Below are 22258 nucleotides of genomic sequence, written 5' to 3'. Positions count from 1 at the left end.
TTACTGCGTTGGGTTGAGCGAGCGTGGAACGCCCCTTTACAACATGTCAATCCGTCCCAACGCCATCACAACCCGTAACTTCCAGCTCGCTCACTCGTACTAGGCTCACCACGTGCCGAAGTGGAAGCTCCACGCCGAACGCCTGGTCGACAACACCCGCCACCTCCACCTGACCATCGCCTCCGTCGAACTCCCCGACGGCGTCCAGTTCGAGCAGTACGTCCTACGGATGCCGAAGGCCGCGATGACGGTCGTCCTGGACGACGCCCGCGAGCACGTGCTGATGATGTGGCGGCACCGATTCATCATCGACCGCTGGGTGTGGGAGCTCCCCGGCGGCTACGTCGACCCCGGCGAGGATCCGGCTGTCACCGCGGCTCGCGAGGTCGAGGAGGAGACCGGGTGGCGCCCGAGAGACGTGCGTCCTCTGGTGTCCCTGCAACCTTCCGTCGGTACGACGGATGCCGAGAACCTGCTGTTCGTCTCGTACGGCGCCGAGTACACCGGCCCGCCGACCGACATCAACGAGGCCGACCACATCGAGTGGATCCGCCTCGACTCGATCCGCAACCGCATCACCGCCGGCGAGATCATCGGTGCCGCCTCCCTGGTCGGACTCCTCCATGTCCTCGCCTTCTGAGACCTGGCTCGAGGTACGGCGCTACCTCGTCAGCAACCGTTACCGCCTCGGCACGGAGGCCGCACACGACTTCCCCGCCGCAAGCCGTGTCGCCGGGACTCCACTGCTGGCGCCGGCGTCCTGGATCCCGCCGGAACCGATCCCGCTGATGTCTGTGCAGCTGGAGTTCGACCCCGACGCGGTGTTCTCCGGCGTGACGGGGGTCGTGCCTGGGCCCTACGAGACCTACGCGGAGGCGATGGCCGCCCTGGCTCCACCAGCGGTCTTCGAGAACCGCCCGACGTACCGGCTCCTATCGGCAGACCTGGCCGGCCCGCGACCGGTGCTCCGCCTGGGCCGGGGCACCTACTTCGACAGCATCAACACCGGAGAGGCTGCCGCCCACGAGTACGCCGCCCGCCGCCTGGGCCACGCCGACCCGGCGACCGTGCGCACCGCGATCGGCGACCCATGGGACCCGACGCGACGCCCGACCAACGTCGCGATCAGCACGTTGACCATCCGCCGCGACGTGAGCTCCGGCGAGTCGACCTTCTACCTGCACTGGCGAGACCCCGCGAAGGTCGCCCACGCAGCCGGCCTCTACCAGGTCGTCCCGTCCGGCATCTTCCAGCCAAGCACCGACGAACTGAACGACTTCTCCCTGTGGCGCAACATCATCCGCGAACTCTCCGAAGAACTCCTGGGAGCCTCAGAGACCTACAACGGCCCCATCGACTACACCACCTGGCCCCTGGCCGCCCACCTCACCACCGCCCTAGCTGACGGCACAGCCCGCGCGTACTGCGTAGGCCTAGGCGTAGACCCCCTCACCTTCGCCACCGACCTGCTAACCGTCCTCTCCATCGACTCCGACCTCTTCGACACCCTCTTCGGCGACGTGGTAGCCACCAACACCGAAGGCCACGTACTCACCCCCCAGCCCCTAACCCCCGAAACCCTCAACACCTACATCCACCACAAACCCCTCCAATCCGCCGGCGCCGCCCTCCTCCAACTCACGCTGAACCACCGCCTCACCTGAGCCGCTTCGCCGAGTTGTCGATTCCGGTCGAGATCGGTGGGTTTCGTCAGCCGGAATCCACAACTCGATGCAGCGTGGGATGGGTCAGCTGGGGGTAGGTGTGGATTTCGGTGGCTTTTAGGGTGGCGTGGAGGGGTTGGCCGGGGGAGAGGTGGAGGTCGGCGACCGCGGCTGGGGTGATGTCGGCCAGTAGGGTGTCGGGGCCGGCGGGGGTTGCGGTGAGGCGGACTCGGACTGTGTGGGCGTGTTGCTCGATGCCGGTGACCGTCGCGGGCCAGGTGTTGCGGGGGCTTCCGGACGGCGGTTCGACGTACAGGCTGACCGCAGTGGGTGGGAAGGCGACGTGGACCGGGCCGTTGGCTGGTTCGGCGAGGGTTATCGTGCCGCCGTTGGCCAGGCTGACGGTCGTGCCGGACGCAGTACCGCGGTAGAGGTTGAGGCCGACCAGTTGGGCGACGTAGTCGGTGCGGGGACGGCGGGAGATGTCGGTGGGGCGGCCTTGCTGGACGATGCGGCCGTTCTCCACGATGACCAGGCGGTCTGCGAGGACCATGGCATCGAGCGGGTCGTGGGTGACGAGCAGTGTGCGACCGGAGAAGCGTTGTAGATGCTGGTCCAGCTCGGCGCGTACGTGGATCGTCGTACCGGCGTCCAAAGCGGCCAACGGCTCGTCCAGCAACAGCAGCTCCGGCTCTGTGGCTAGCGCACGAGCCAGTGCCACCCGTTGGGCCTGGCCACCGGACAACGAGCGAGGACGAGTACGCGCGTACGACGCCAGCCCAACCGCCTCCAGCCAGCGCAAAGCCTCAGCACGCGCTGCATGCTTGTCGACCCCACGAGCTCGCAGCCCGAAGGCGACGTTCTCCAAGCAGGACAGGTGATTGAAGAGCAGGTAGTCCTGGAACACCACTCCGATCGGCCGCCGGTCCGCCGTACGGAAGACCCGAGGCGGCTCGTCCCACACCTGCTCGTCCAGCGCGATGCGCCCCTCGCCAACAGGCAGCAACCCAGCAATGGCACGCAGTGCAGTGGTCTTGCCGGCTCCGTTAGGCCCAAGCAGCGCCACGACCTCACCCGGCTCGACAGACAACTCCACCGAGAGGTCGAAGTCCCCACGGCGTACCCGCACGTCAGCATGAAGCGTCATCGCAACCCCCTGATCCAACGCTCGCGCAGAGACGCCAGTACGACGACCGACACGAGCAGCAGCACCAGACTCAGTACGACGGCCACGTCAGGGTCGGTCTCCAACGCCAGATACACGGCGAGCGGCATAGTCGTCGTACGGCCGGGGAAGTTGCCCGCGAACGTGATCGTCGCGCCGAACTCGCCCAGAGCCCGAGCCCAGCACAGTACGGCGCCCGCCACGACACCCGGCGCGATCGACGGCAGCGTGACGCGTCGGAACGTCAGCCACCGCCCCGCCCCGAGTGTGGCCGCAGCCTCCTCGTAGCGCGGGTCCGCAGCACGCAGTGCGCCCTCCACCGAGATCACCAGGAACGGCATCGCGACAAACGCTTCCGCAACGATCACTCCGGCTGTTGTGAAGGGCAAGGAGAACCCGAACCACAGGTCCAGCCGCTCACCGATCAGCCCGCGGCGCCCCAACACCAGCAACAGCGCCACACCACCGACCACTGGCGGCAGCACCAGCGGGACGGTGACCAGCGCCCTGATGAGCCCCCGACCAGGCACAGAGCCTCTGGCCAGCAGCCACGCCAACGGGATCCCCAACAGCAGGCACACCACGGTCGCAGCAGTCGCACACACCAGCGACAGCCGCAGTGCCGTCCAGACGTCTGCACTGAACAGCCGGCCCGGCAGTGTCGACCAAGGCGCTCTGGCGAGCAGGCCAAGCAATGGGATCAGCAGGAAGGCCAGACCGAGCAGCGCAGGCAGCAGGAGCACGAGGGGCGGCCGCCCGGTCGTGCTCCTGCGCCTACGGCTCACGGTGCGGCGAACCCGGCAGCGGTGAGGACTGCCTTGCCCTGGTCGGAGAGGACGTAGTCGACGAACGCCTTGGCGCCGTCCGGGTTCGGCGCCTTGGCCAACGTGGCGATCGGGTACTCGTTGATCGCCTTGCCGGCCTCGGGGAACGCGATGCCCTCCACCTTGTCCTTCGACGACAGCACGTCGGTCTTGTAGACGAGCGCCGCGTCGACCTCACCGAGGCTCACCTTCGTCAGCGCGGCCTTGACGTCCTGCTCCAGGCTGTCCGGCTGCGGCGTGATGCCGACCGCCTTGAACACCTTGTCCGCGGCAGCTCCACAGGGCACTTGTGTGGCGCACAGCGCGATCTTCTTGTTCTTGTCCGCGAAGTCCTTCAGCCCGGTGATCTTGCCCGGGTTCCCAGCGGGTACGGCGATCTCCAGCGTGTTCTGCACGAACACCGTCGGAGTGTTCTTGTCGGTCACCTGGTCCATGTTCTTCGGCGCCGCCGAGGCGAACACGTCGGCCGGCGCGCCCTGGTTGATCTGCTGCGCCAGCGCCGAACTGCCGGCGAAGTTGAACACCACCTTCACACCGGGATGCGCCTTCTCGAAGTCCTTGCCGAGTTGGGTGAACGAGCCGGTCAGTGACGCGGCCGCGAACACGTTGACGGTCCCGGACAGTGCCGCCGTACTGGCGTCGCCCGATGACGCCGCCGGGGCGTCGGCACCGCAGCCGGTGAAGCTGAGCGCGGCAACGGCGGCGAGGGCCGCGAGCGCAGTACGGCGGAACATCAGGCCTCCGGGATTTCGACGACGACATGGGTGGACTTGATCGAGGCGACGGCGACCACGCCGGGCTCCAGGCCGAGTTCGTCGGCGGCCTCGCGACTCATCAGCGACACGACGCGGAACGGCCCGGCCTGCATCTCGACCTGGGCCATCACACCGTCCTTGAGCACGCGGGTGACGATTCCCCGCATGCGGTTGCGCGCCGAGGCGGCGGTGGTGTTCCCCGGCTCGGGCGACTCCGCCAGCTGCTGCGCGAAGGCGGCGAGCTCACGCCCGTCGACCGCCATCCGCCCGCCGTCCTGGACCGACGGCAACCTGCCCTGCTCGACCCACCGGCGCACGGTGTCATCGCTGACTCCGAGGAGTGCAGCGGCCTCACTGATCCGCAATTTCGGCACGATCAACAGTCTAGTGCCGCAGATGCGGATCGTGGCGCGAGTTGTCCACAGTCAGGAAGTGCTGACGGAAAGTGCTCGCCGATCCGCATAAGTTATGAGCATGACGACATCGGGGATGCGGGACTACCTGGACGGGCCCTACAAGGCGGCCCGCGACGTGGTGCGTGCCGGGCTGGCCGCCGACGCGGAGCTGTTCGACCTGGCCGTCACCCTGCCGCGGGAGGACTACCGCGACCGGGTGCTCGGGCTGCTGGAGCGGATCACCGCAGAGGGCCATCCGGCGCGCGGCTTCCCCAAGGAGTACGGCGGGGGCGGCGACCTCGGCGGGTTCATCGCCGGCTTCGAGATGCTCGCCTTCGGGGATCTCTCGCTGATGGTGAAGGCGGGTGTGCAGTTCGGGCTGTTCGCCGGCGCGATCCTGCACCTGGGGACCGAGCGGCACCACGAGGAGTACCTGGCCGACGCGATCAGCGGCCGGCTGCTGGGCTGCTTCGCGATGACCGAGACCGGCCACGGCTCGAACGTCCAGGCGCTCGGGACGACGGCGACGTACGACGCCTCGACCGGGGAGTTCGTCGTCCACACCCCGAATCCGGCCGCCCGGAAGGACTACATCGGCAACGCGGCGCGGCACGGCCGGATGGCGGCGGTGTTCGCGCAGCTCGTCGTCGGTGGTGAGAGTCACGGTGTGCACTGCCTGCTGGTTCCGATTCGGTCGGCGGACGGTTCACCGCTGCCTGGCGTGACGCTGTCCGACTGCGGTCCGAAGCTCGGGCTGAACGGGGTGGACAACGGGCGGATCGTGTTCGACCAGGTCCGCGTGCCGCGGGAGGCGCTGCTCGATCGCTATGCCCAGGTTGATGCTGAGGGCAACTACGCGAGCGAGATCGAGAACCCGGACCGGCGGTTCTTCACCATGCTCGGGACGCTGGTCCAGGGCCGGGTGTCGGTCGGCGGCGCCGCGATCAACGCGAGCAAGGTCGCTCTCACGATCGCGATTCGGTACGGCGCTCGTCGTCGGCAGTTCGGGGCGCCGGGGAGTGCCGAGGAGGCGTCGCTGCTCGACTACCGGATGCATCAACGGCGACTGCTGCCGTTGCTCGCCCGGACCTATGCGCTGCACTTCGCCCAAGCGGAGCTGGTGGACGAGTTCGTCCGGATCTTTGACAGAAACAACGACAAGCAACCGGCCTCCGGCCGGGTAGTGGAGGGGGAGCCGGCCTCCGGCCGGGTGGAGGGGCAGCCGGGCTCCGGCCCGGTGGTGGAGGGGGAGCATGATCGGCGGGCGCTGGAGGCTCAGGCGGCTGGGACGAAGGCGGTGGGGACGTGGCATGCGACGGAGACGATCCAGGCCTGCCGCGAGGCGTGTGGTGGCGCCGGGTATCTGGCGGAGAACAGGCTGGCGACCCTGAAGGCGGACACCGACGTGTTCACCACCTTCGAAGGGGACAACACCGTCCTCCTGCAACTGGTGGCGAAGGGTCTGCTGACCGATTACCGGGAGTCGTTCGGGAAGCTCGACCCGCTCGGGACGGCCCGGTTCATCGCGGCGCAGGCGGTCGAGATCGCGGTCGAGAAGGCGTCCCTGCGACCGTTGGTCGAGCGGCTGCGTGACGCCGTACCGAACCGGAGTGACACGGCCGACCCGGATGCCGGGCTGCGGGACGACGCGTACCACTCCGGCATGGTGCGGTTCCGCGAGGAGCACATGCTGTCTGGGGTGGCGCGGCGGTTGAAGGCCGGGATCGACGCGGGTGACGAGCCGTTCGACGTGTTCAACCGGTGCCAGGACCATGTCATCGCGGCCGGGCGGGCGCATGTGGACCGGGTCGTGCTGGAGGCTTTCCAGACCGCCGTACAGAGCGCGCCGGAGGAGATTCGCGAGCAGCTGAAGGATATCTACGACCTGCATGCGCTGGCGACGATCGAGTCGGAGCGGGCCTGGTACCTCGAGCACGGGCGGTTGTCGCCCGGTCGGTCGAAGGCGATCACGGCGCTGGTGAACGAGCTGTGCGCCGCGGTCCGGCCGGTCGCGGTGGACCTCGTCGACGCGTTCGGCGTACCGGGCGCGGCGGTCGATGTGCCGATGGTTGTACCGTCGCAGCATGAGTGAGCCGATCGAACCCGCGTCGGCCGCCGAGGCCGCCCGTGAACTCGCCCGGGTGCTGCTGGAGCAGGCCGACGCTCTGGACCTGCACGACCTGCGGGCCACCGGCGCGATCGAGAACGTCCGGGTCCAGGCCCGGGCGCTCGCGGACGCCGTGCACGAACGAGGCTGGGGTGACATCTTCCTCGGGATCGACTCGTACGACCCCGACGAGCTCGACGACCTGCCGCTGGGGCCGGACGACTTCGACGACCCCGAGGACTACCGGGAGATCGTCGAGGGCGGCAGTCTCGACGACCTCGAGGAGCTGGAGGAGCCGCTGCTGCCGGAGAACGGCATCCGGCTCAGCTACCAGGCGCGCTATGACTACGTCGTGACGGACCCGGAGGCGTTCGTGCAGTACGTCCGCAGCCGCGCGGACGAGGCGCAGAACGACGAGGTCGTCGACGACATCGAGGACGCGCAGTCCGCCTTCGAGCTGCTCTGCTACCTCGACGGCCTCGGCTCTAAGGACTACGACAACGCCGGCCTCACCCCAGCCGGCGGCGAGGAGTCCCACAAAATCGTCGAATTCTCCCTCTGGGACCTGGACCCCACCCGCCGCGACGACACCTACCCGTACTGACCAACCTCCAGCGGCCCGCCCGACAGCAGGTCGGTGCGGGCCGCTGCCGCAGTCCCAGAGGTCTATGCCGGATCTCGACCAGTGTGCCCTCTACAGGTACGTCGTTAGGTCCCGCAGCGGGTTGTAGATCGCGACGACCGGCCGCCCGGCCGCGCGCCCGTACCGCCGGGCCAGCGCCGCCGCCTGAGCCGCGGTCGCTGCATGCGTGATCAGGTCGAGGTAGCAGGTCTGGTCGGCCGTGTTGATCCACGCACCGAACCGGACAGTGTCGTCGAACGCCGTCAGATGCGCCGAGATGAAGGCCTCGAACGCGGTGTCCAGGTCGGTGAGCGGCAGGATGCGGGTCAGCTCCGGAAACCGCGGGAAGTACCACTGGTCGTCCGGGCGGAGCAGTTGCCGCCGGGGTATGTCAGCGGTCGCGCCCCCGGTTCTCAGGGTGGTCGCGACCAGGTTGTGGATGAGCGCCGTCAGCGGTTGTTGAGCCGGCATCCAGTTACCCCAGGTTGTTGTTGCGAAAGGCAACAGTATACGGAAAGTGAGGATCGATTCACTCAGTGTTGCCTTGTTCAAAGGCAATGCAAATGTTTGATCCGGGGGATGGTCCGGCGCTGTGGCCGCGTGACAACGTTCTGCTGTCGGCGACGGACGGGTCGCCGACACAGGCTCCAGGTGGAACCCGGAAGTGCTCCCGTCCGCGACCGGACTGTACCTCCCCTGCCGGTCACGGAATGAGCCGCCGGGGCCGCCCTCCTTCGGGCCGACTGCCCTCTCGGGGCAACAGCAGGACGCCGGCCGTGCCGTTACGGTGCCGGTCGCCAGTGAGGTGGCGACCGACATCAGGCGCGGCCGGCGTTTCCCTGTTGGGCAAGGAAAAGACTGCCTGGTTGGTGTCTGGTGCTGCTGGGGACCAGACACCAACCGGGAAGTTCAGGCAAGCTCGAGCGCCGGCCGGGAGGGGACCTCGCCGTACGTCGTGGTGCGCTGGCGGGCCGGGCGGCCGGCCGCGGTCGCCATCGCGGTGAGCTCGGCGATCGACTTGCGGGAGCCGTGCTTGGACCCGGCCATCCGGCTGATCGTCTCCTCCATCAGCGTGCCGCCGATGTCGTTGACGCCGCCGTTCAGCACTGCGACGCAACCGTCAACGCCGAGTTTCACCCACGAGCACTGGATGTTGTCGATCCGCCCGTGCAGCATGATCCGCGCCATCGCGTGCACCGCGCGGTTCTCGTCGTACGTCGGGCCCGGCCGCGCGACCCCGGCCAGGTAGATCGGCGAGTTCTGGTGGATGAACGGCAGCAGCACGAACTCGGTGAAGCCGCCGGTCCGGTCCTGCACGGCGGCGATCGTGCGCAGGTGCTGGACCCAGTGGTGCGGCGCGTCGACGTGGCCGTACATCATCGTCGAGCTCGACGGCAGCCCGACCTTGTGCGCGGTGCTGATCACCTCGATCCAGGTTGCCGTGGGCAACTTCCCCTTGGTGAGGATCCAGCGGACGTCGTCGTCGAGGATCTCGGCCGCGGTGCCGGGGATGCTGTCCAGCCCGGCCTCCTTCACCGAGATCAGGAAGTCCTCGATCGACAGTCCGGTCCGGACCGATCCGTTGACGATCTCCATCGGCGAGTAGGCGTGCACGTGCATCTCGGGCACCCGGTCCTTGACCGCGCGGACCAGGTCGGCGTACGCCGTACCCGGCAGGTCGGGGTGGATGCCGCCCTGCATGCAGACCTCGGTGGCGCCGATCACCCAGGCTTCCTCGGCGCGCTGGCCGACCTCGTCCATGGACAGCGAGTACGCGTCGGCGTCGGTCCGCCGCTGGGCGAACGCGCAGAACCGGCAGCCGGTGTAGCAGACGTTGGTGAAGTTGATGTTCCGGTTGACGACGTAGGTGACGTCGTCGCCGACCGTCGCCTTCCGCAAGTCGTCCGCCAGCGTAGCCAGCGCGTCCAGGGCCGGACCCGTTGCCGTCATCAACGTCAGCGCCTGGGCATCGGACAGGCCGGCGGGATCACGTTCCGCGGCAGCCAAGGCGGCCTTGACCTCGGCATCGATCCGAGTCGGTGCCCCGACGGCCGCCTCAGCCGCGCGGCGAGCGGCGACGTCCTCACGCAGCACATCCCAATCGCCGTACGCCGCGTCGAAGTCAGAGCGTGTCTCGGTACGACGCCCCTCGGTGTCGATCGCCGTGTGGAGATCAGTACGGCCAACGCTGTCCCAGCCACCATCAGGCTCCTGCCACGGCAGCCCAACCGGAAGAGCCGACTCGTCGGCCAACCCAGTCGCCGGATCGACGAGCGCCTCGACGTGCGAGATCAACCGCGGATCGAGCCACGGCTCACGCAAGTACTCCGGATGCGCGGTCAGCCGCTCCCGCAGGACGAACCCGGCGTCCGCGCTCACCTTCGCGAGGTCGTCGATCTGCGGCCACGGACGCTCCGGGTTCACGTGGTCGGGCGTCAGCGGCGACACCCCGCCGAAGTCGTCGATCCCCGCGTCGAGCAGCGCACGGCACTCGCTCAGGTCGACCAGGTTCGGCGGCGCCTGGACGCGTACCCGCGGCCCGAGCACGATCCGGGTGACCGCGATCGCGGCCAGCCATTCCTCCAGCGGTACGTCGTCGTCGTTCCGCATCGCCGTGTCCGGCTTCACCCGGAACCCCTGGATGATGACTTCCTGGATCCCGTTGTACTGCCGGGCGATCTTGCGCAGCGCGAAGATCGAGTCGGCCCGCTCGGTGAGGTTCTCGCCGATGCCGATCAGCAGCCCGGTCGTGAAGGGGACGTTCGACCGGCCGGCGTCCTCCAGCACCCGCAGCCGGATCGCCGGGTCCTTGTCGGGGGAGCCGTAGTGCGGCTGGCCCTTCTCCTCGAACAGCCGGCGCGAGGTGGTCTCCAGCATCATGCCCATGCTCGGCGCAACCGGCTTCAGCCGCTGCAGGTCCTGCCACTTCATGACGCCGGGGTTCAGGTGCGGCAGGAGCCCGGTCTCCTCGAGCACCCGGATCGACATCGCCCGCACGTAGTCGAGCGTGCTGTCGTACCCGGCCTCCTCGAGCCACTTGCGGGCCGCGTCCCAGCGCTCCTCGGGCGCGTCGCCGAGGGTGAAGAGCGCCTCCTTGCAGCCGAGCGCCGCACCTTGGCGCGCGATCTCCAGCACTTCGTCCGGCGAGAGGTACGGCGAGTGCACGCGGCCCGGCGTGGTCGCGAACGTGCAGTAGTGGCACCGGTCCCGGCACAACCGGGTCAGCGGGATGAACACCTTCTTCGAGTAGGTGACGATCCCGGCCCGGCCGGCGTCCGCCAGGCCCTGGTCGCGGACCCGCGCCGCGGTCGCCATCAAGGCGGTCAGCGCGTCGCCGGTGGCGGCGAGCAGGACCTCTGCCTCGGCCGGGTCGAGTGTCTTGCCGTCGTCGGCACGCTTGAGTGCTCGGCGCATCGCCGTACTGATGTCGTTGGCCACGAAATCCGAGCCTAAGCGCCGGAAACCGGGCGTTCCCGCGATTCCGGGGACCAAAAACAATCCGTACAGCTGTCCTGATAGTTTGCTGTTCGTGCAGGTCAGGCGGGGTGTCGACGGGCGCCGGAGGCGGGGTGAGCAGCGGCGGGGCGAGCTGCTGCGGGCGACGCTGGCGGTGGTCGAGCGCGACGGAGTCGCAGGTGTGAGCCATCGCGCGGTGGCCGCGGAGGCGGATGTGTCGGTCGCGTCGATCACGTACCACTTCCCGACGCTCGACGACCTGCTGGTCGCCGCGCTGACCTGGGCGGCGGAGGATCTCGCGGCCGAGCTGCACGGGTGGGGCAGCGAGCTCGGTGCCCGGCCGGCGGACGAGCTGGCGCGGGTGATCGAGCACAGCCTGGACCGCCGCCGCGGGCGGACGCTCGCGGTCTACGAGCTCTATCTGTACGCCGCCCGCCGGCCGGACCTCCGCGAGATCGCCGGAGCCTGGCTCGAACCGCTTACCGAGATTGCCCGCGCCTTCACCGCCGACCCCCACAAGGCGCGATTGCTGGTGGCAGCGCTGGACGGCTTGCTGATGCAAGCCCTCATCGGTGCCCGTGAGATCGACCGAGCCGACTTCGCGGCCCTGTTCGACGTGCTGAGGTAGCGCCGGCGATACCTCAGGTCGGGTGCTCGAGCCCGGGGCGCACGGAACGCCAGGTAGTTGGCTGGACGCATGCTGAGGTTGTCGGTTGGGGCGGTGCGGGACAGGTGGCAGCTGTTCGCGGGGGCGGTTGTCGCCGTGGCGCTCGGAGTCGGGCTGGTGCAGTCGGGGTTGCAGGTGCTGGCGGCGACGGATCGGCCGGTCCTGCCGCCCGGGTTGTCTGCCTACGAGCGGGCCAGGGTGCGTGAGGGGTACGTCGGAGCGGCCACGTTGATGGGGATGTCGGTGATTCTCGCGGTGTTCCTGACCGTGTTCATCGTCAGCACGACGTTCGGGTTCACGGTGGTGCAGCGGCGGCGTGAGCTCGGGCTGCTGCGGCTCATCGGAGCGCAGCGCGGGTACGTCTGCCTGATGCTGCTGTGCGAGGCCATGCTGCTCGGCCTGCTCGGGACGGCGATCGGCGTGCCCATCGGCCTGATCGGCACCTGGGCGCAGTCCAGGCTGCTGACCGAGCTGGGCATGCTCCCGGACTGGTTCGACGCGCCCTGGGACCAGGGGGCCATGTGGTCCGCGATGATCGTCGGCATGAGTACGGCGCTCGCCGGCGTACTCACCGCCGCCTGGCGCGCCTCGAGGGTCAGCGCCCTCGAAGCGATCACCGACTCACCCAAGGCGATGCGAGTGATGACCGCGTGGCGCTGGTTCTGGGGACTCTCGGCCGCAGCCTGCACGGTGTTGCTGGTGATCGCCGCCCAGGCAGCGCGTGACCTCGTGGCCGGTCTGATGATCGGCCTGGTCGTGATGATCAGCGGCTCGATCGCCCTCAGTCAGCTCAGCCCGGTCGTCGTACCGCTGGCCGGTCGTCTCCCCGCCGCAGTCCTCCGCGGCAACCTGATCACCGACCTGGCCCGCGCCGGCGTTCTTCATGCAGTACGGCGAAGTGCTGCCACCGCAGCGCCGTTGATCGTGCTCGTCGGTCTCGTCGTCGGCTTGTGGGGAACGTTCGGATCGCTGGCCAAAGCGGTCGGCGTGGAGCAGGAGAGACTGATCACCGCAGATCTCGTGGTCGACCACGCGGTCCCAGCCGGACCGGGGATCGAGGTCGCCTCGCCGCAGACCGCCGTACCGGTTGCCGTCACGCGCGGAAAGCGGACCGTCTACTCCGAGGCGATCGGGATCGATCCGGCCGCGTACCTGCAGACGCACAAGCTCCGTCCACGCAAGGGTTCCTTGGACCGCCTCACCGGAAGGACGATTGCCATCGGCCCCGGAATGGCCGCCGAGGGCTACAAACTCGGCGAAACGCTGACCATTGCTCTGGGCAACAGAAAGCTTCCGGTCAAGGTCGTGGCGATCATGCCGGAGACGCTGGACGTCAGTGAGAACTTCTTCGTCCCGCGCAGCCTGCTGCCCGCCGGCGGCCGCATCGAGACCCTCGTGAAGGTTGCGCCAGGCCACAAGATCCACAACGCGCAGACAGTCAAGGAGTGGGCCGAAGCGAGGGGTGAAGCCCAGCAGCGCAGCAACTCCGGCCTGTTCGCCGCGCTCATGGGCCTCGCCGGGATCTTCACCGCTGTTGCCGTCGTCAACGCCGTCGTGATGTCCACCGCGGATCGGCGTCGGGAGTTCGCCCTCGCCCGGATGGCCGGCCTGACCAGAACTCAGGTCGTCCAGGTTGCACTGGTCGAGTCCACGGCGGTCGTGCTCATCGGCGTACTGCTTGGATCACTCGTTGCCGGTGCAGCGCTGGCCGGCATCGCAGCGGGCCCGTACGGCCTTGCAGCGTTGGCGATTCCGTGGCGCCTGCTGGGTCTGATCTTCGCCGCCGCGATGGTCGTGGTCGGCGCCGCGGCGGCATTGACCGCGCACCGAGCCACCGACCCGCAGCCGATCTCCCTGCTAGCGGGACGCGAGTGACCTAGCGCCTGCGCGAGCCATCCTCTGCACCACGACATGGTGGAACGGCCGGATCAGGCTGTAGTAGAACCGCCCGGCCGTCCGCAGGTACTTGACCAGCGTGACGACCTTGAACTCGCTGACCGGCTGGGCGTTGTCGGTGATGATCGCCAGCCACCCGGTCAGGTGGTTGGCGCACTCTCGACCGTGTCGATCAACCGCGTGGTGAACTGCGCCTCGAAGTACTCCAAGAGCGCCGACCGGAACCCGGTAGCGCCCTTGAAGTGGTGGTAGGACGACCCCTTGGTGACCCCGAGGTTCCCGGTGAGCCGCTCGATGGTCACCGTCGGCGCCCCCTCAGGCGTCGGCGGCGGTGAGGGCTTGGGCTTCGACTGGGGAGTGGGTGGTGGGGGTGCGGAGGTGGGAGAGGGGCTTCCAGCCGGTGGCGAGGGTGGCTACGGCGAGGACTACGGCGAAGGCGCCGACGTAGAAGGGGATTTGGATGTTGATCTCCTCGCCGAGCTTGCCGGCCAGCCAGGGGGCGATGGCGCCGCCGGAGAAGCGGACGAAGGAGTACGCCGCCGACGCCGTGCCGCGTTCGACCGGTGCGGCTGCCATCACGGCCTCGGTGATCAGGGTGTTGTTGATGCCGAGGAACAGGCCCGCGACGATCACGCCGACCGCGAGGACCGCCTTGTGGTGTGCGTAAACACCCATCACCGCAAGGTCCGCGGCGAACAGCAGCAGCGCGGTCATCACCACCGGCAGCGTGCCGAACCACCGCTGCAGCCGCGGCGCCACGAACACCGAGGTGACCGCGAGGCCGATGCCCCAGCCGAAGAAGATCAGCCCGATCTGCCGCGCCGACATCGCCAGCGGGAACGGCGTGAACGCGAGTAACGTGAAGAACCCGAAGTTGTAGAGCAGTGCCGTGATCGCGACGGTCGCCAACGACCTGTGCCGCAATGCCTTCAGCGGCTCGAGGATCGACGTACGGCGTGCTGCCGGTGGTGACGTGGGCAGCAGGAAAGCGGTGGCGGCGAGCGCGATGGTCATCAGTACGGCGACGCCGAAGAACGGACCGCGCCAGGAGATCGTGCCGAGCTCACCGCCGACCAGCGGGCCGGCCGCGATGCCGACGCCGAGCGCGGCCTCGTACAGGATGATCGCCTCGGCGACCGAGCCGCTGGCCGAGTTCACAATTGTGGCCAGTGCGGTCGCGATGAACAGTGCGTTGCCGAGACCCCAGCCGGCCCGGAAGGCGACGATCGCGCCGATCGAGTCGGACAGGCCGGCGAGCGCGCTGAACACGACGATGATGGCCAGGCCGATCAGCAGGGTGCGCTTGGCGCCGATCCGGCTGGAGACCGCGCCGGTGATCAGCATCGCGACACCGATGACCGCCATGTAGCTGGTGAACAGCAGCGACACCTGCGACGGGCTGGCGTGCAGTTGCTCGGCGATCGGCTTCAGGATCGGGTCGACCAGGCCGATGCCCATGAAGGCGATCACACAGGCGAACGCGACCGCCCAGACGGACTTGGGTTGCTTCAGGAACGAGTTGCTCACCGGGATGAGACCTCCAGGGCGAGGATCTTGTGCACGATGGCGACCGAGGCTTCGAGGGTGGCGCGGTCGGTCGCGGGGAGTTGGCGGAGGCGGGCGGCGACGGCCGCGCCGGCTTCCTGGCGGGCGCGCTGTAGTTCGGCGTACCCGGCGTCCGTGAGGCTGATCAGGCTGGCGCGGGAGTCGGCTGGGTCCGGCTCGCGCCGTACCCAGCCTTGGTCCTGCTGGCGCTGCACGAGGTTGGACATCGTCGGCTGGGAACACCGATCGGCCTTCGCCAGCTCACTGATCCGGGTCGGCCCGAGCTCGTCCAGCCGCCCGAGCAACCGCATCGCCGCGTGCGGCAAGGCGCTCACGTCCCGCGCCGCCAACCGCGTCAACCGCGCCGAGGCAACCACCACGTCCACACCCAGCTGCGTCAGCTCAGTCTCACTCACATCCCCCAAATATACATAGCAATACTATGCATCTCTAGCGGCCGCCAGCGTGACCCGAGTCACCGGCGGGGAGCAAATCGCGGCCAGGAAGGCGAACTGGATGGCGGTTGCGACGACGAGGCGGAGGCTGAGGGTGTCGAGGTTCGGCCAGGCGGCGATGGCGAGTGCCAGGGCGATTGCACCCACGGTCGACCAGCGAGCCAGGCCGGTGTTGCGCTTGGCCACGGTGATGGCGGCGGCGATCCAGGCGAGTTGGACGATGGCGAAGCCGGCCTCGTGCAGTATGGCGTGGTAGCTCGGATCGACCCGCCCTTCGGGTGCTCCGGCTGGGAAGCCGGCGCCTGGGTCGGTGACGAACACGCCGGCCGCGATCAGGCCGAAGCCGAGGGCGCCGACGAAGCGCGGCAGCCAGCGGCCGTGGTCGCGGAGCCCGATCGCCGCGGCGACGAACAGAGCTCCGGTGATGACGAAGTTTGCGATCTGGATCCAGCCGCCGCTGCCGAGCGCAAGCAGGCTGAGCGGATGCCGGCTGGGGTCGAAGCCGTCCCGGGTGAAGGCCTGCACGGCCCACACGGCCAGGAAGAGCGGTCCGGCCGCGATACCGCACGCGCGAAGTGGGGTGACGTTCATGATCTCGTCCTCTCTGCTGGGGTTTGTCAGCAGAGACGTCGAGGGATCCAGGTCGATCCGGACAGAATTCAGACTTGCCGGGCGATGATTTCCGCGGCTGCGGTCGGACCGTCGACGGCGGCGTACAGCTTCTGGATCCGCTCGGCGGCGGCCAGGTGCGACTTGTCGCCGAGCATCCGGCTAGCGAGGGCGGCCAGGTCGTCGGAGCGGCCGAGGCGGCGGGCTGCGCCGAGGCGCTCGACCAGGACGACGTTGAGGTCCTGCTCGATGTGCAGCGGGATGCCGAGGAGCGGCGTACCGCAGGCCATCGCCGTCTGCACGCTGCCCTGGCCGCCGGTGGTGACCGCGAGATCGACCTGCGGCATCACGAGATGGCTGGGCAGCACGCCCTGGATCATGATCCGGTCGGTGCCGAGGTCGGCGAGGTCGTGGATCGTGCCCGCGACCAGCAGGCGTACGTCGAGCCGGCTGAGCTCGGCGATCGCCGTGCGCACCGCCTCCGGTGGGGTCGAGGTCATCGCGAGGTAGACGACCGGGCCCGGCCGGTCGAGGAACTGCTGCACCTCAGGCGGCATATCAAGCTCGAGATGAGCGAAGAGCGGGCCGGCCGTGCGGAGCTCCGAGCCTGGCCGATAGCCCTTGCCGGGACGCCAGGCGGCTACCTCCTCGGACGAGACGCCGAGCACCTCGGGGATCTCCGGCACCACTGAGAGGTCCCCGAGCAGCAACGCGGCCAGGCTCGGTATCCCTTCGATGCCGAGCGATGCGGCCACCCGGTTGAAGCCGCCGCAGTACGCCGTGGTGCGGTTGGTCGTCCGGTTGACGAGGAACCGCGCGAGCCAGTCGGGGGCGTGCGCCAGGCGTGGGTCCACCGGATGCGTCGGCGCCGGCAGCAGTCGGTGCTCGAAGACCGGCGGGACGAAGCTGCCCGCGTGCTCGGTGATGACGCGTACGCCGGCCAGTCGTGAGGAGAGCAGCGTGGTCACGGTGAAGCCGGTGACGGCGACGGTGATCCCGTGGGCGCGGAAGTAGTCCGCTTCGGCCAGCACGTACGTGCGGATCTCGGCGTCGTCGTACATGCTCTGCCGGGGATCGCCGAGCCCGGCGGCCGAACCGACGAAGGCGGCCGCGCGGGCGTCGGACAGGCCGGGGCCGAGGACGTCGTACTCGATGCCGGCCGCGGCGAGGAGTCGCTCGTGCGGACCGCCGTGGGTGGCGACGCGGACCGGCACGCCGAGCGCGGTCAGGGCCCGATGGAGCTCGAGCATCCGGGACGTCTCGGACAGGTACGCGCAGTGCGGCAGCAGGCAGATCATCATTGCCCCCTTCGACGATGATAGGTAATATATTGCCTATGTCACCGTTCAACAAGACCCCGGAGCTGTTCGGGATCGGCGCGGGCTCCCAGCTGGCGCCGTCGGTCCAGGCGTTCCGGACGACGCTGATGCTCGCCCAGAAGCTGCGGTACGCGATGGACGAGCGGCTGCGGGCGGACGGGCTCACCACTCAGCAGGCTGCCCTGATCACGGTGGTGACTGCGATGGGGAAGCCGTCGCTGGCCGAGGCGGCCGCCGCACTGGGGAGCACCCACCAGAACGTCGCGCAGATCGTCGCCGCCCTGGTCCGCAAGGATCTGCTGCAGATCGAGCCCGATCCCGCCGACCGGCGCCGCAAGTTGCTGTCCGCAACGAACCATAGCGCGGAGTACTGGCGGGAGCGAGACAGCGGTGACTTCGCCGCGGTGGCCGACTGGTTCGCCGACCTGAGCCCGGCCGAGCTCGAGACCTTCTGTGAGTTGTCCGGCCGGGTGATCGCGAGACTCGACGATGCTTAAGGCGGTGCTGGGCAGTACGGCGTTCTTCTTCGCCGTGCCCTGCGTGGTCGGTGGGCTGATCCCGTGGTGGATCAGCGGCTGGGCCGCGCCCCGGTTCTGGCCCGGGCTGGTGCTGGTGGCCGCCGGCGCGTACGTCGTACTGCGTGCGTTCGTGCGGTTCGTCCGGGAGGGTCGCGGTACGCCGGCGCCCCTCGCGCCCACCGAGGAGCTCGTGGTCGGCGGCGACTACCGCTTCGTCCGCAACCCCATGTACGTCGGCGTCGTCACGGCGATCCTCGGCCAGGCCCTCACCTTCCTCGACCTCTGGATCCTCGGGTACGGCGTTCTCGCGTGGGCCGTGATGGCGTCCTTCGTCCGCTGGTACGAGGAGCCCGTGCTGCTCGCCCGCTACGGCGCTCAGTACGAGGAGTACCGCCGTACCGTCCCGGCGTGGGTGCCACGCCTCAGACACTGACCGGCCGCCCGCCGGCGTCGCGGAACAGGCTGATCGCGAGCGGGCCGCGGTGCAGGATGTGCGGAATGTCGGCCCAGGGCAGCAGCGGCTCGGTGGCCTTGAGATTCCGGAGTCGGTTCAGCGGCAGGACGTCGGTCCCGCGGACGTCGTGGATGGCGGCTCGGTAGAGAAGTGCCGGCATAGAAAAGGCCTCCGAACGCGGGGACCCGCACCGGAGGCTGCCACCTCATTCTACCCGACCGGAGATCGTTGCCGGCAGATTTGTGCGTGGCTGCAAAGTTTCATGATTAATAGTTTGCAGTGAGTGCAAAATTCTACCTAGCCTGGTCGGGTGAGACAGGCAGCGGGTGGGTTGCGGGAGCGGAAGAAGCGCGAGACGCGGGCGGCGCTGGCCGACGCGGCGCTGCGGCTGGCGCTGGAGAAGGGGCCGGAGAACGTCACGGTCGAGGAGATCGCCGAGGCGGCCGACGTGTCGGTGCGGACCTTCTTCAACTACTTCCCGCACAAGGAGCACGCGATCCTCGGGCGCAACCCCGAGCACTTGGAGCGTGCGCTGGAGCTGATGCGGACCGCGCCCGCCGAGGTCTCACCGCTGACCCTGATGTGGCACGTCGTCCGGGAGGTGCTGCAGGACCTGGAGAGCGACGGCGAGTTGTCGCGTCGCGGTGAGCTGATCATGCAGTCGCCGAACCTGGTCTACCAGCTGATGGTGTCCAGCTTCGACGACGAACGCCGGCTCACCGCCGCCCTCGCGGAGCGGATGGGCGAGCCGGCGACCGCCGTACGGCCCGCCCTCGTCGTCAGCGCGGCCGGCGCCGCCTGCCGGGTGGCGATGGAGCTGCACAAACAGACTCCCGACCGGCGCGTCAGCGAGCTGGTCGGCGAAGGCTTCCGACTACTTGCCGAGGGCATCGACCCCGGCTTCGACAGTACCGAGAAAGGTCACTCATGACGACGACCTCGTCGCCTCAACCGGAGGCGCCGGTCGCACTCACGCCACGACAGACCACCCAGGCCATCTCCGGCCTGATGATGGGCATGCTGGTCGCCGTGCTCGCCGGCACCGTCGTGTCCACCGCGCTGCCGCGGATCATCTCCGAGCTGGAGGCCAGTCAGTCCGTCTACACCTGGGTGGTCACCGTCGAGCTGCTCGCGATGACGGCCACCGTGCCGTTGTGGGGCAAGCTCGCCGACCTCTACAACAACAAGCTGCTGGTCCAGCTGTCGCTCGCGTTCTTCGTGATCGGCTCGCTGGTCGCCGGCCTGACTCCGAACGTCGAGTTGCTGCTGGCCAGCCGGGTCGTCCAGGGCATCGGCGCCGGTGGCCTGACCGCGCTCGTGCAGATCGTGATGGCGGCGATCATCCCGCCGCGTGAGCTCGGCCGGTACTCCGGCATCTTCGGCGCGATCTTCGCCTCGGCGACCGTCGGCGGCCCGCTGCTCGGCGGCTTCCTGGTCGACTCGCCGCTCGGCTGGCGGGCCTGCTTCCTGGTCGGCGTCCCGTTCAGCCTGGCCGCGATCATCCTGCTGCAGCGCACCTTGCACCTGCCGACGGTACGGCGGGACGTCAGGATCGACTGGTGGGGCGCACTGCTGATCACCAGTGGCGTGAGCATCGTCCTGGTCTGGTCGACGTTCGCCGGGAGCAAGTTCGACTGGGTGTCCGGCTGGAGCTTGGTGCTGGTCGGCATCGCCGTGGTCGCGCTCGCGATCGCCGGCGTGGTCGAGGCGCGGCACCCGGAGCCGATCATCCCGTTGGACCTGTTCCGCAACCGCACGGTCACCCTGTCGGTGGTCGCCAGCATGCTGGTCGGCCTGGCGATGTTCGGTGGCTCGGTGTTCCTGTCGCAGTACTTCCAGATTGCCCAGGGACACTCGCCGACGTCGGCCGGCCTGATGAGCCTGCCGATGATCTTCGGCATGCTGATCTCGTCCACGATCGCCGGTGGGCTGATCACGAAGTACGGCAAGTGGAAGATCTACCTGGTCATCGGCGGCGTGCTGTTGCCGGTCGGGCTGGCGCTGCTGGGCACGATCGACGCGCACACCGGGACGTTCCGGATGTCGGTGTTCATGGCCGTCCTCGGTGTCGGCGTCGGCCTGGTGATGCAGAACCTGGTGCTCGCCGCGCAGAACGACGTACCGGCGCGTGAGCTCGGTGCGGCGACGTCGGTGGTGAGCTTCTTCCGCAGCATGGGCGGCACGATCGGCGTCAGCGCGCTGGGCGCGGTGCTGGCGAACAGGGTCGCGACGTCGCTCGGGATGGACGGTTCGCAGGGCGGCGGCGCCGTACCGGACATCAACACGCTGCCGGAGGAGGTGAAGGTGGCGGTGCAGGAGGCGTACGGGAACGCGACCGCGGACCTGTTCATGATCTCGGTCCCGATCGCCGTCCTGGCGCTGGTCGCCATCCTCTTCATCAAGGAGAAAGCCCTCCTGACCACCTCAGCCACCGAACGCCGCGCCGCCGAGGAGGAGGAGGCTGGCAAGCCAGCGCCCCACTGACAACGTCCTTCACACGCTGGCGGCGCCCAGGCACGCACCTCGCTGCGTTGGAGGAGCATCCACGATGAACCCCGCATCGAGGACGCTCCTCCGCCTTGCGATGCACGCACCTGGACACCGCCATCGTGCAAACGACGTCGCCAGTGGGACGCTAGACGCATGATCGTTGCATTCAGCATCAGCCCTTCCGGTGGTGACGAGACCGGGGGCGTGAGCCAGGCGGTGGCCGAGGCCGTCCGCGTGGTGCGCGCCTCCGGGTTGCCGAACGAGACCAACGCGATGTTCACCAACATCGAGGGGGAGTGGGACGAGGTGATGGCCGTGGTCAAGCAGGCCGTCGACGCGGTGGCGGCCGTCTCCCCGCGGGTCGGCCTCGTGCTGAAGGCCGACATCCGGCCCGGGTTCACCGGGCAGCTGACGGCAAAGGTCGAGCGGATCGAGCAGGAGCTGTCCGACTAGTTCTGTGCTGACCGTAGGTCGGCCAGGCGTCGTCGGGCTTCCGGAGTGGCGGGTCGCCAGTCGGCTGGGAACAGGCGGGAGCGCTCGACGGCCGTGGCGGTCGGCACTTCGGCGAGGAGCTCCCAGAGCAGGCTCCAGCGTTCGTGCCGGGCCAAACCTGCACTGAGCTCGAGGAACTGCTCACCGCGCAGCAGGTCGGCGAACTCCGCGGGGTCCTCCACCATCCGGCGAAGGAACTCGAAGAGACCGCCGTCGATCGCCGCACTCCGCATGCGGGCTCGCCCATCGCTGTCGGCCGCCGCATAGGCAGCAGCCGCCGCCGCGCCGTACGGATCGGCGCGGCGGTACCTGTCGTACTCGCCCGTCAGCAGCCAGAACACGGTCCGCCGCGCCGGCTCGGACGGCGTCAGCTCGTGCTCCCGGCAGAAGTCGGCGAGCCGTGGCACGTGGTCCGCGAGCTCGTACACCTCGTCGACGAGGGTCTGGTCGCCGGCGGCCAGGATCTTGCGCTGGGCGATCCGGGCGACCGGATGATCGCCCAGGGCGGCGGCCACGACCACGACCCGGCGCATCTCCGCGGTCAGCTCGTCCTCGGCCGGGTGCAGCACGAGCAGCGTGAGGTCGGCGACTACTCGCTGTTCCGATTCCTGCTCGTGGCCGGGGTCGTCCCGGTACAGGTGCGCCCGCAGCGCCGGGCCGCCGTTGGCGTCGATGAGCTCCCGGCACACGGTGTCGAAGGGCTCGGTCGGCGACTGGAAGCGACGCCTCCACCAGCGCAACAGGCGGCCGGCACGAGTCTCTCGTCCGATCGTCTCCGCCACACGCCTCACCGCCCCCCGAACTTGCGTACTCAACAAGTATGGT

The 22258-nt window shown here is 68.8% G+C and carries 25 protein-coding genes; 11 read left to right on the top strand and 14 right to left on the bottom strand.

Translation table 11 applies throughout. From position 1 onward, the window contains the following. The first annotated feature begins 112 nt into the window (after positions 1-112). Together AB0H36_RS06935 and AB0H36_RS06930 are read left to right on the top strand one after the other, a co-directional pair. Positions 113-640: an NUDIX hydrolase gene (locus AB0H36_RS06935; RefSeq protein ID WP_360517803.1), complete on the top strand. Its 528-nt coding sequence runs from the start codon at positions 113-115 to the stop codon at positions 638-640. After that, the gene (locus AB0H36_RS06930) at positions 624-1664 is read left to right on the top strand and encodes a hypothetical protein (protein WP_360517800.1); all 1041 of its coding nucleotides are present in this window, start codon (positions 624-626) and stop codon (positions 1662-1664) included. Before AB0H36_RS06935 ends, AB0H36_RS06930 begins: the two co-directional genes overlap by 17 nt. Positions 1665-1710: 46 nt before the next feature. Here the strand turns inward: AB0H36_RS06930 and AB0H36_RS06925 are convergent, their stop codons facing one another. From AB0H36_RS06925 to AB0H36_RS06910, 4 genes are read right to left on the bottom strand one after another with little or no spacing between them, the layout of a single operon-like run. Continuing rightward, a complete protein-coding gene (locus AB0H36_RS06925; RefSeq protein WP_360517797.1) occupies positions 1711-2811 on the bottom strand; it encodes an ATP-binding cassette domain-containing protein in 1101 nt (366 codons plus the stop codon). Continuing rightward, on the bottom strand, positions 2808-3614 hold the full coding sequence (modB, locus tag AB0H36_RS06920; RefSeq protein WP_360517794.1) for a molybdate ABC transporter permease subunit: 807 nt from the start codon (positions 3612-3614) through the stop codon (positions 2808-2810). Before modB ends, AB0H36_RS06925 begins: the two co-directional genes overlap by 4 nt. After that, the gene (gene modA, locus AB0H36_RS06915; protein WP_360517791.1) at positions 3611-4387 is read right to left on the bottom strand and encodes a molybdate ABC transporter substrate-binding protein; all 777 of its coding nucleotides are present in this window, start codon (positions 4385-4387) and stop codon (positions 3611-3613) included. The genes modB and modA overlap by 4 nt, the downstream gene beginning before the upstream one ends. Next, entirely contained in the window at positions 4387-4782 is a 396-nt protein-coding gene (locus AB0H36_RS06910; RefSeq protein WP_360517788.1) for a helix-turn-helix transcriptional regulator, read from the bottom strand. The genes modA and AB0H36_RS06910 overlap by 1 nt, the downstream gene beginning before the upstream one ends. A gap of 100 nt (positions 4783-4882) precedes the next feature. On the opposite strand from AB0H36_RS06910, the gene AB0H36_RS06905 reads away from it, so the two are divergent. Both AB0H36_RS06905 and AB0H36_RS06900 read left to right on the top strand, forming a co-directional pair. Continuing rightward, on the top strand, positions 4883-6895 hold the full coding sequence (locus tag AB0H36_RS06905; RefSeq protein ID WP_360517785.1) for an acyl-CoA dehydrogenase: 2013 nt from the start codon (positions 4883-4885) through the stop codon (positions 6893-6895). Then, positions 6888-7514 (top strand): hypothetical protein, encoded by a 627-nt coding sequence (locus AB0H36_RS06900; RefSeq protein ID WP_360517782.1) that lies wholly within the window; start codon positions 6888-6890, stop codon positions 7512-7514. Before AB0H36_RS06905 ends, AB0H36_RS06900 begins: the two co-directional genes overlap by 8 nt. A 90-nt stretch (positions 7515-7604) precedes the next feature. Here AB0H36_RS06900 and AB0H36_RS06895 read toward each other — a convergent pair whose 3' ends face one another. Beyond that, positions 7605-8003: a hypothetical protein gene (locus AB0H36_RS06895; RefSeq protein ID WP_360517779.1), complete on the bottom strand. Its 399-nt coding sequence runs from the start codon at positions 8001-8003 to the stop codon at positions 7605-7607. Positions 8004-8441: 438 nt separating this feature from the next. After that, complete coding sequence (locus AB0H36_RS06890; protein WP_360518215.1) at positions 8442-10946, bottom strand: bifunctional FO biosynthesis protein CofGH; 2505 nt, start codon at positions 10944-10946, stop codon at positions 8442-8444. A 115-nt stretch (positions 10947-11061) separates the two neighbouring features. Between AB0H36_RS06890 and AB0H36_RS06885 the strand changes: the two genes are divergently transcribed. Continuing rightward, positions 11062-11616 (top strand): TetR family transcriptional regulator, encoded by a 555-nt coding sequence (locus tag AB0H36_RS06885; RefSeq protein WP_360517776.1) that lies wholly within the window; start codon positions 11062-11064, stop codon positions 11614-11616. 69 nt (positions 11617-11685) lie between these two features. Continuing rightward, a complete protein-coding gene (locus AB0H36_RS06880) occupies positions 11686-13530 on the top strand; it encodes an FtsX-like permease family protein (RefSeq protein ID WP_360517773.1) in 1845 nt (614 codons plus the stop codon). On the opposite strand, the gene AB0H36_RS06875 is transcribed toward AB0H36_RS06880, so the two are convergent. The 6 genes from AB0H36_RS06875 to AB0H36_RS06850 form a co-directional block, all read right to left on the bottom strand. Next, positions 13513-13674: a DUF2867 domain-containing protein gene (locus tag AB0H36_RS06875; RefSeq protein ID WP_360518212.1), complete on the bottom strand. Its 162-nt coding sequence runs from the start codon at positions 13672-13674 to the stop codon at positions 13513-13515. The two genes, AB0H36_RS06880 and AB0H36_RS06875, sit on opposite strands and share 18 nt — an antisense overlap. Positions 13675-13691: 17 nt before the next feature. Then, on the bottom strand, positions 13692-13853 hold the full coding sequence (locus tag AB0H36_RS06870; protein WP_360517770.1) for a hypothetical protein: 162 nt from the start codon (positions 13851-13853) through the stop codon (positions 13692-13694). Between the two features lie 13 nt (positions 13854-13866). Further along, positions 13867-15078 (bottom strand): MFS transporter, encoded by a 1212-nt coding sequence (locus AB0H36_RS06865; protein WP_360517767.1) that lies wholly within the window; start codon positions 15076-15078, stop codon positions 13867-13869. Continuing rightward, entirely contained in the window at positions 15075-15512 is a 438-nt protein-coding gene (locus AB0H36_RS06860) for a MarR family transcriptional regulator (RefSeq protein ID WP_360517764.1), read from the bottom strand. Before AB0H36_RS06860 ends, AB0H36_RS06865 begins: the two co-directional genes overlap by 4 nt. A 24-nt stretch (positions 15513-15536) precedes the next feature. Further along, positions 15537-16142: a DUF998 domain-containing protein gene (locus AB0H36_RS06855; protein WP_360517761.1), complete on the bottom strand. Its 606-nt coding sequence runs from the start codon at positions 16140-16142 to the stop codon at positions 15537-15539. A 68-nt stretch (positions 16143-16210) separates the two neighbouring features. After that, positions 16211-17458: a hypothetical protein gene (locus AB0H36_RS06850; protein WP_360517758.1), complete on the bottom strand. Its 1248-nt coding sequence runs from the start codon at positions 17456-17458 to the stop codon at positions 16211-16213. A 38-nt stretch (positions 17459-17496) separates the two neighbouring features. Here AB0H36_RS06850 and AB0H36_RS06845 point away from each other — a divergent pair, with 38 nt between their 5' ends. Beyond that, a complete protein-coding gene (locus AB0H36_RS06845; RefSeq protein ID WP_360517755.1) occupies positions 17497-17976 on the top strand; it encodes a MarR family transcriptional regulator in 480 nt (159 codons plus the stop codon). After that, positions 17969-18430: an isoprenylcysteine carboxylmethyltransferase family protein gene (locus AB0H36_RS06840; RefSeq protein WP_360517752.1), complete on the top strand. Its 462-nt coding sequence runs from the start codon at positions 17969-17971 to the stop codon at positions 18428-18430. The genes AB0H36_RS06845 and AB0H36_RS06840 overlap by 8 nt, the downstream gene beginning before the upstream one ends. On the opposite strand, the gene AB0H36_RS06835 is transcribed toward AB0H36_RS06840, so the two are convergent. Next, on the bottom strand, positions 18420-18611 hold the full coding sequence (locus AB0H36_RS06835; protein ID WP_360517749.1) for a hypothetical protein: 192 nt from the start codon (positions 18609-18611) through the stop codon (positions 18420-18422). The genes AB0H36_RS06840 and AB0H36_RS06835 overlap by 11 nt on opposite strands. Before the next feature lie 150 nt (positions 18612-18761). On the opposite strand from AB0H36_RS06835, the gene AB0H36_RS06830 reads away from it, so the two are divergent. The 3 genes from AB0H36_RS06830 (at position 18762) to AB0H36_RS06820 (ending at position 21394) form a co-directional block, all read left to right on the top strand. Beyond that, positions 18762-19382 carry a TetR family transcriptional regulator gene (locus AB0H36_RS06830; RefSeq protein ID WP_360517746.1) on the top strand — a complete coding sequence of 207 codons (621 nt, stop codon included), beginning with the start codon at positions 18762-18764 and terminating at the stop codon, positions 19380-19382. Beyond that, positions 19379-20935, top strand: a complete 1557-nt coding sequence (locus AB0H36_RS06825; RefSeq protein WP_360517743.1) for an MDR family MFS transporter — start codon at positions 19379-19381, stop codon at positions 20933-20935. The genes AB0H36_RS06830 and AB0H36_RS06825 overlap by 4 nt, the downstream gene beginning before the upstream one ends. Positions 20936-21094: 159 nt before the next feature. Further along, entirely contained in the window at positions 21095-21394 is a 300-nt protein-coding gene (locus AB0H36_RS06820; protein ID WP_360517740.1) for a thiamine-binding protein, read from the top strand. On the opposite strand, the gene AB0H36_RS06815 is transcribed toward AB0H36_RS06820, so the two are convergent. After that, complete coding sequence (locus AB0H36_RS06815; protein WP_360517737.1) at positions 21391-22215, bottom strand: hypothetical protein; 825 nt, start codon at positions 22213-22215, stop codon at positions 21391-21393. The genes AB0H36_RS06820 and AB0H36_RS06815 overlap by 4 nt on opposite strands. Between the last annotated feature and the right edge of the window lie 43 nt (positions 22216-22258).

Origin of the sequence: Kribbella sp. NPDC050820 (assembly GCF_040653975.1) — a bacterium.
In the GTDB taxonomy this organism is placed as follows: domain Bacteria; phylum Actinomycetota; class Actinomycetes; order Propionibacteriales; family Kribbellaceae; genus Kribbella.
Note: the sequence above shows the minus strand (reverse complement) of the source record. Positions and strands in the feature narration are given on the sequence as shown.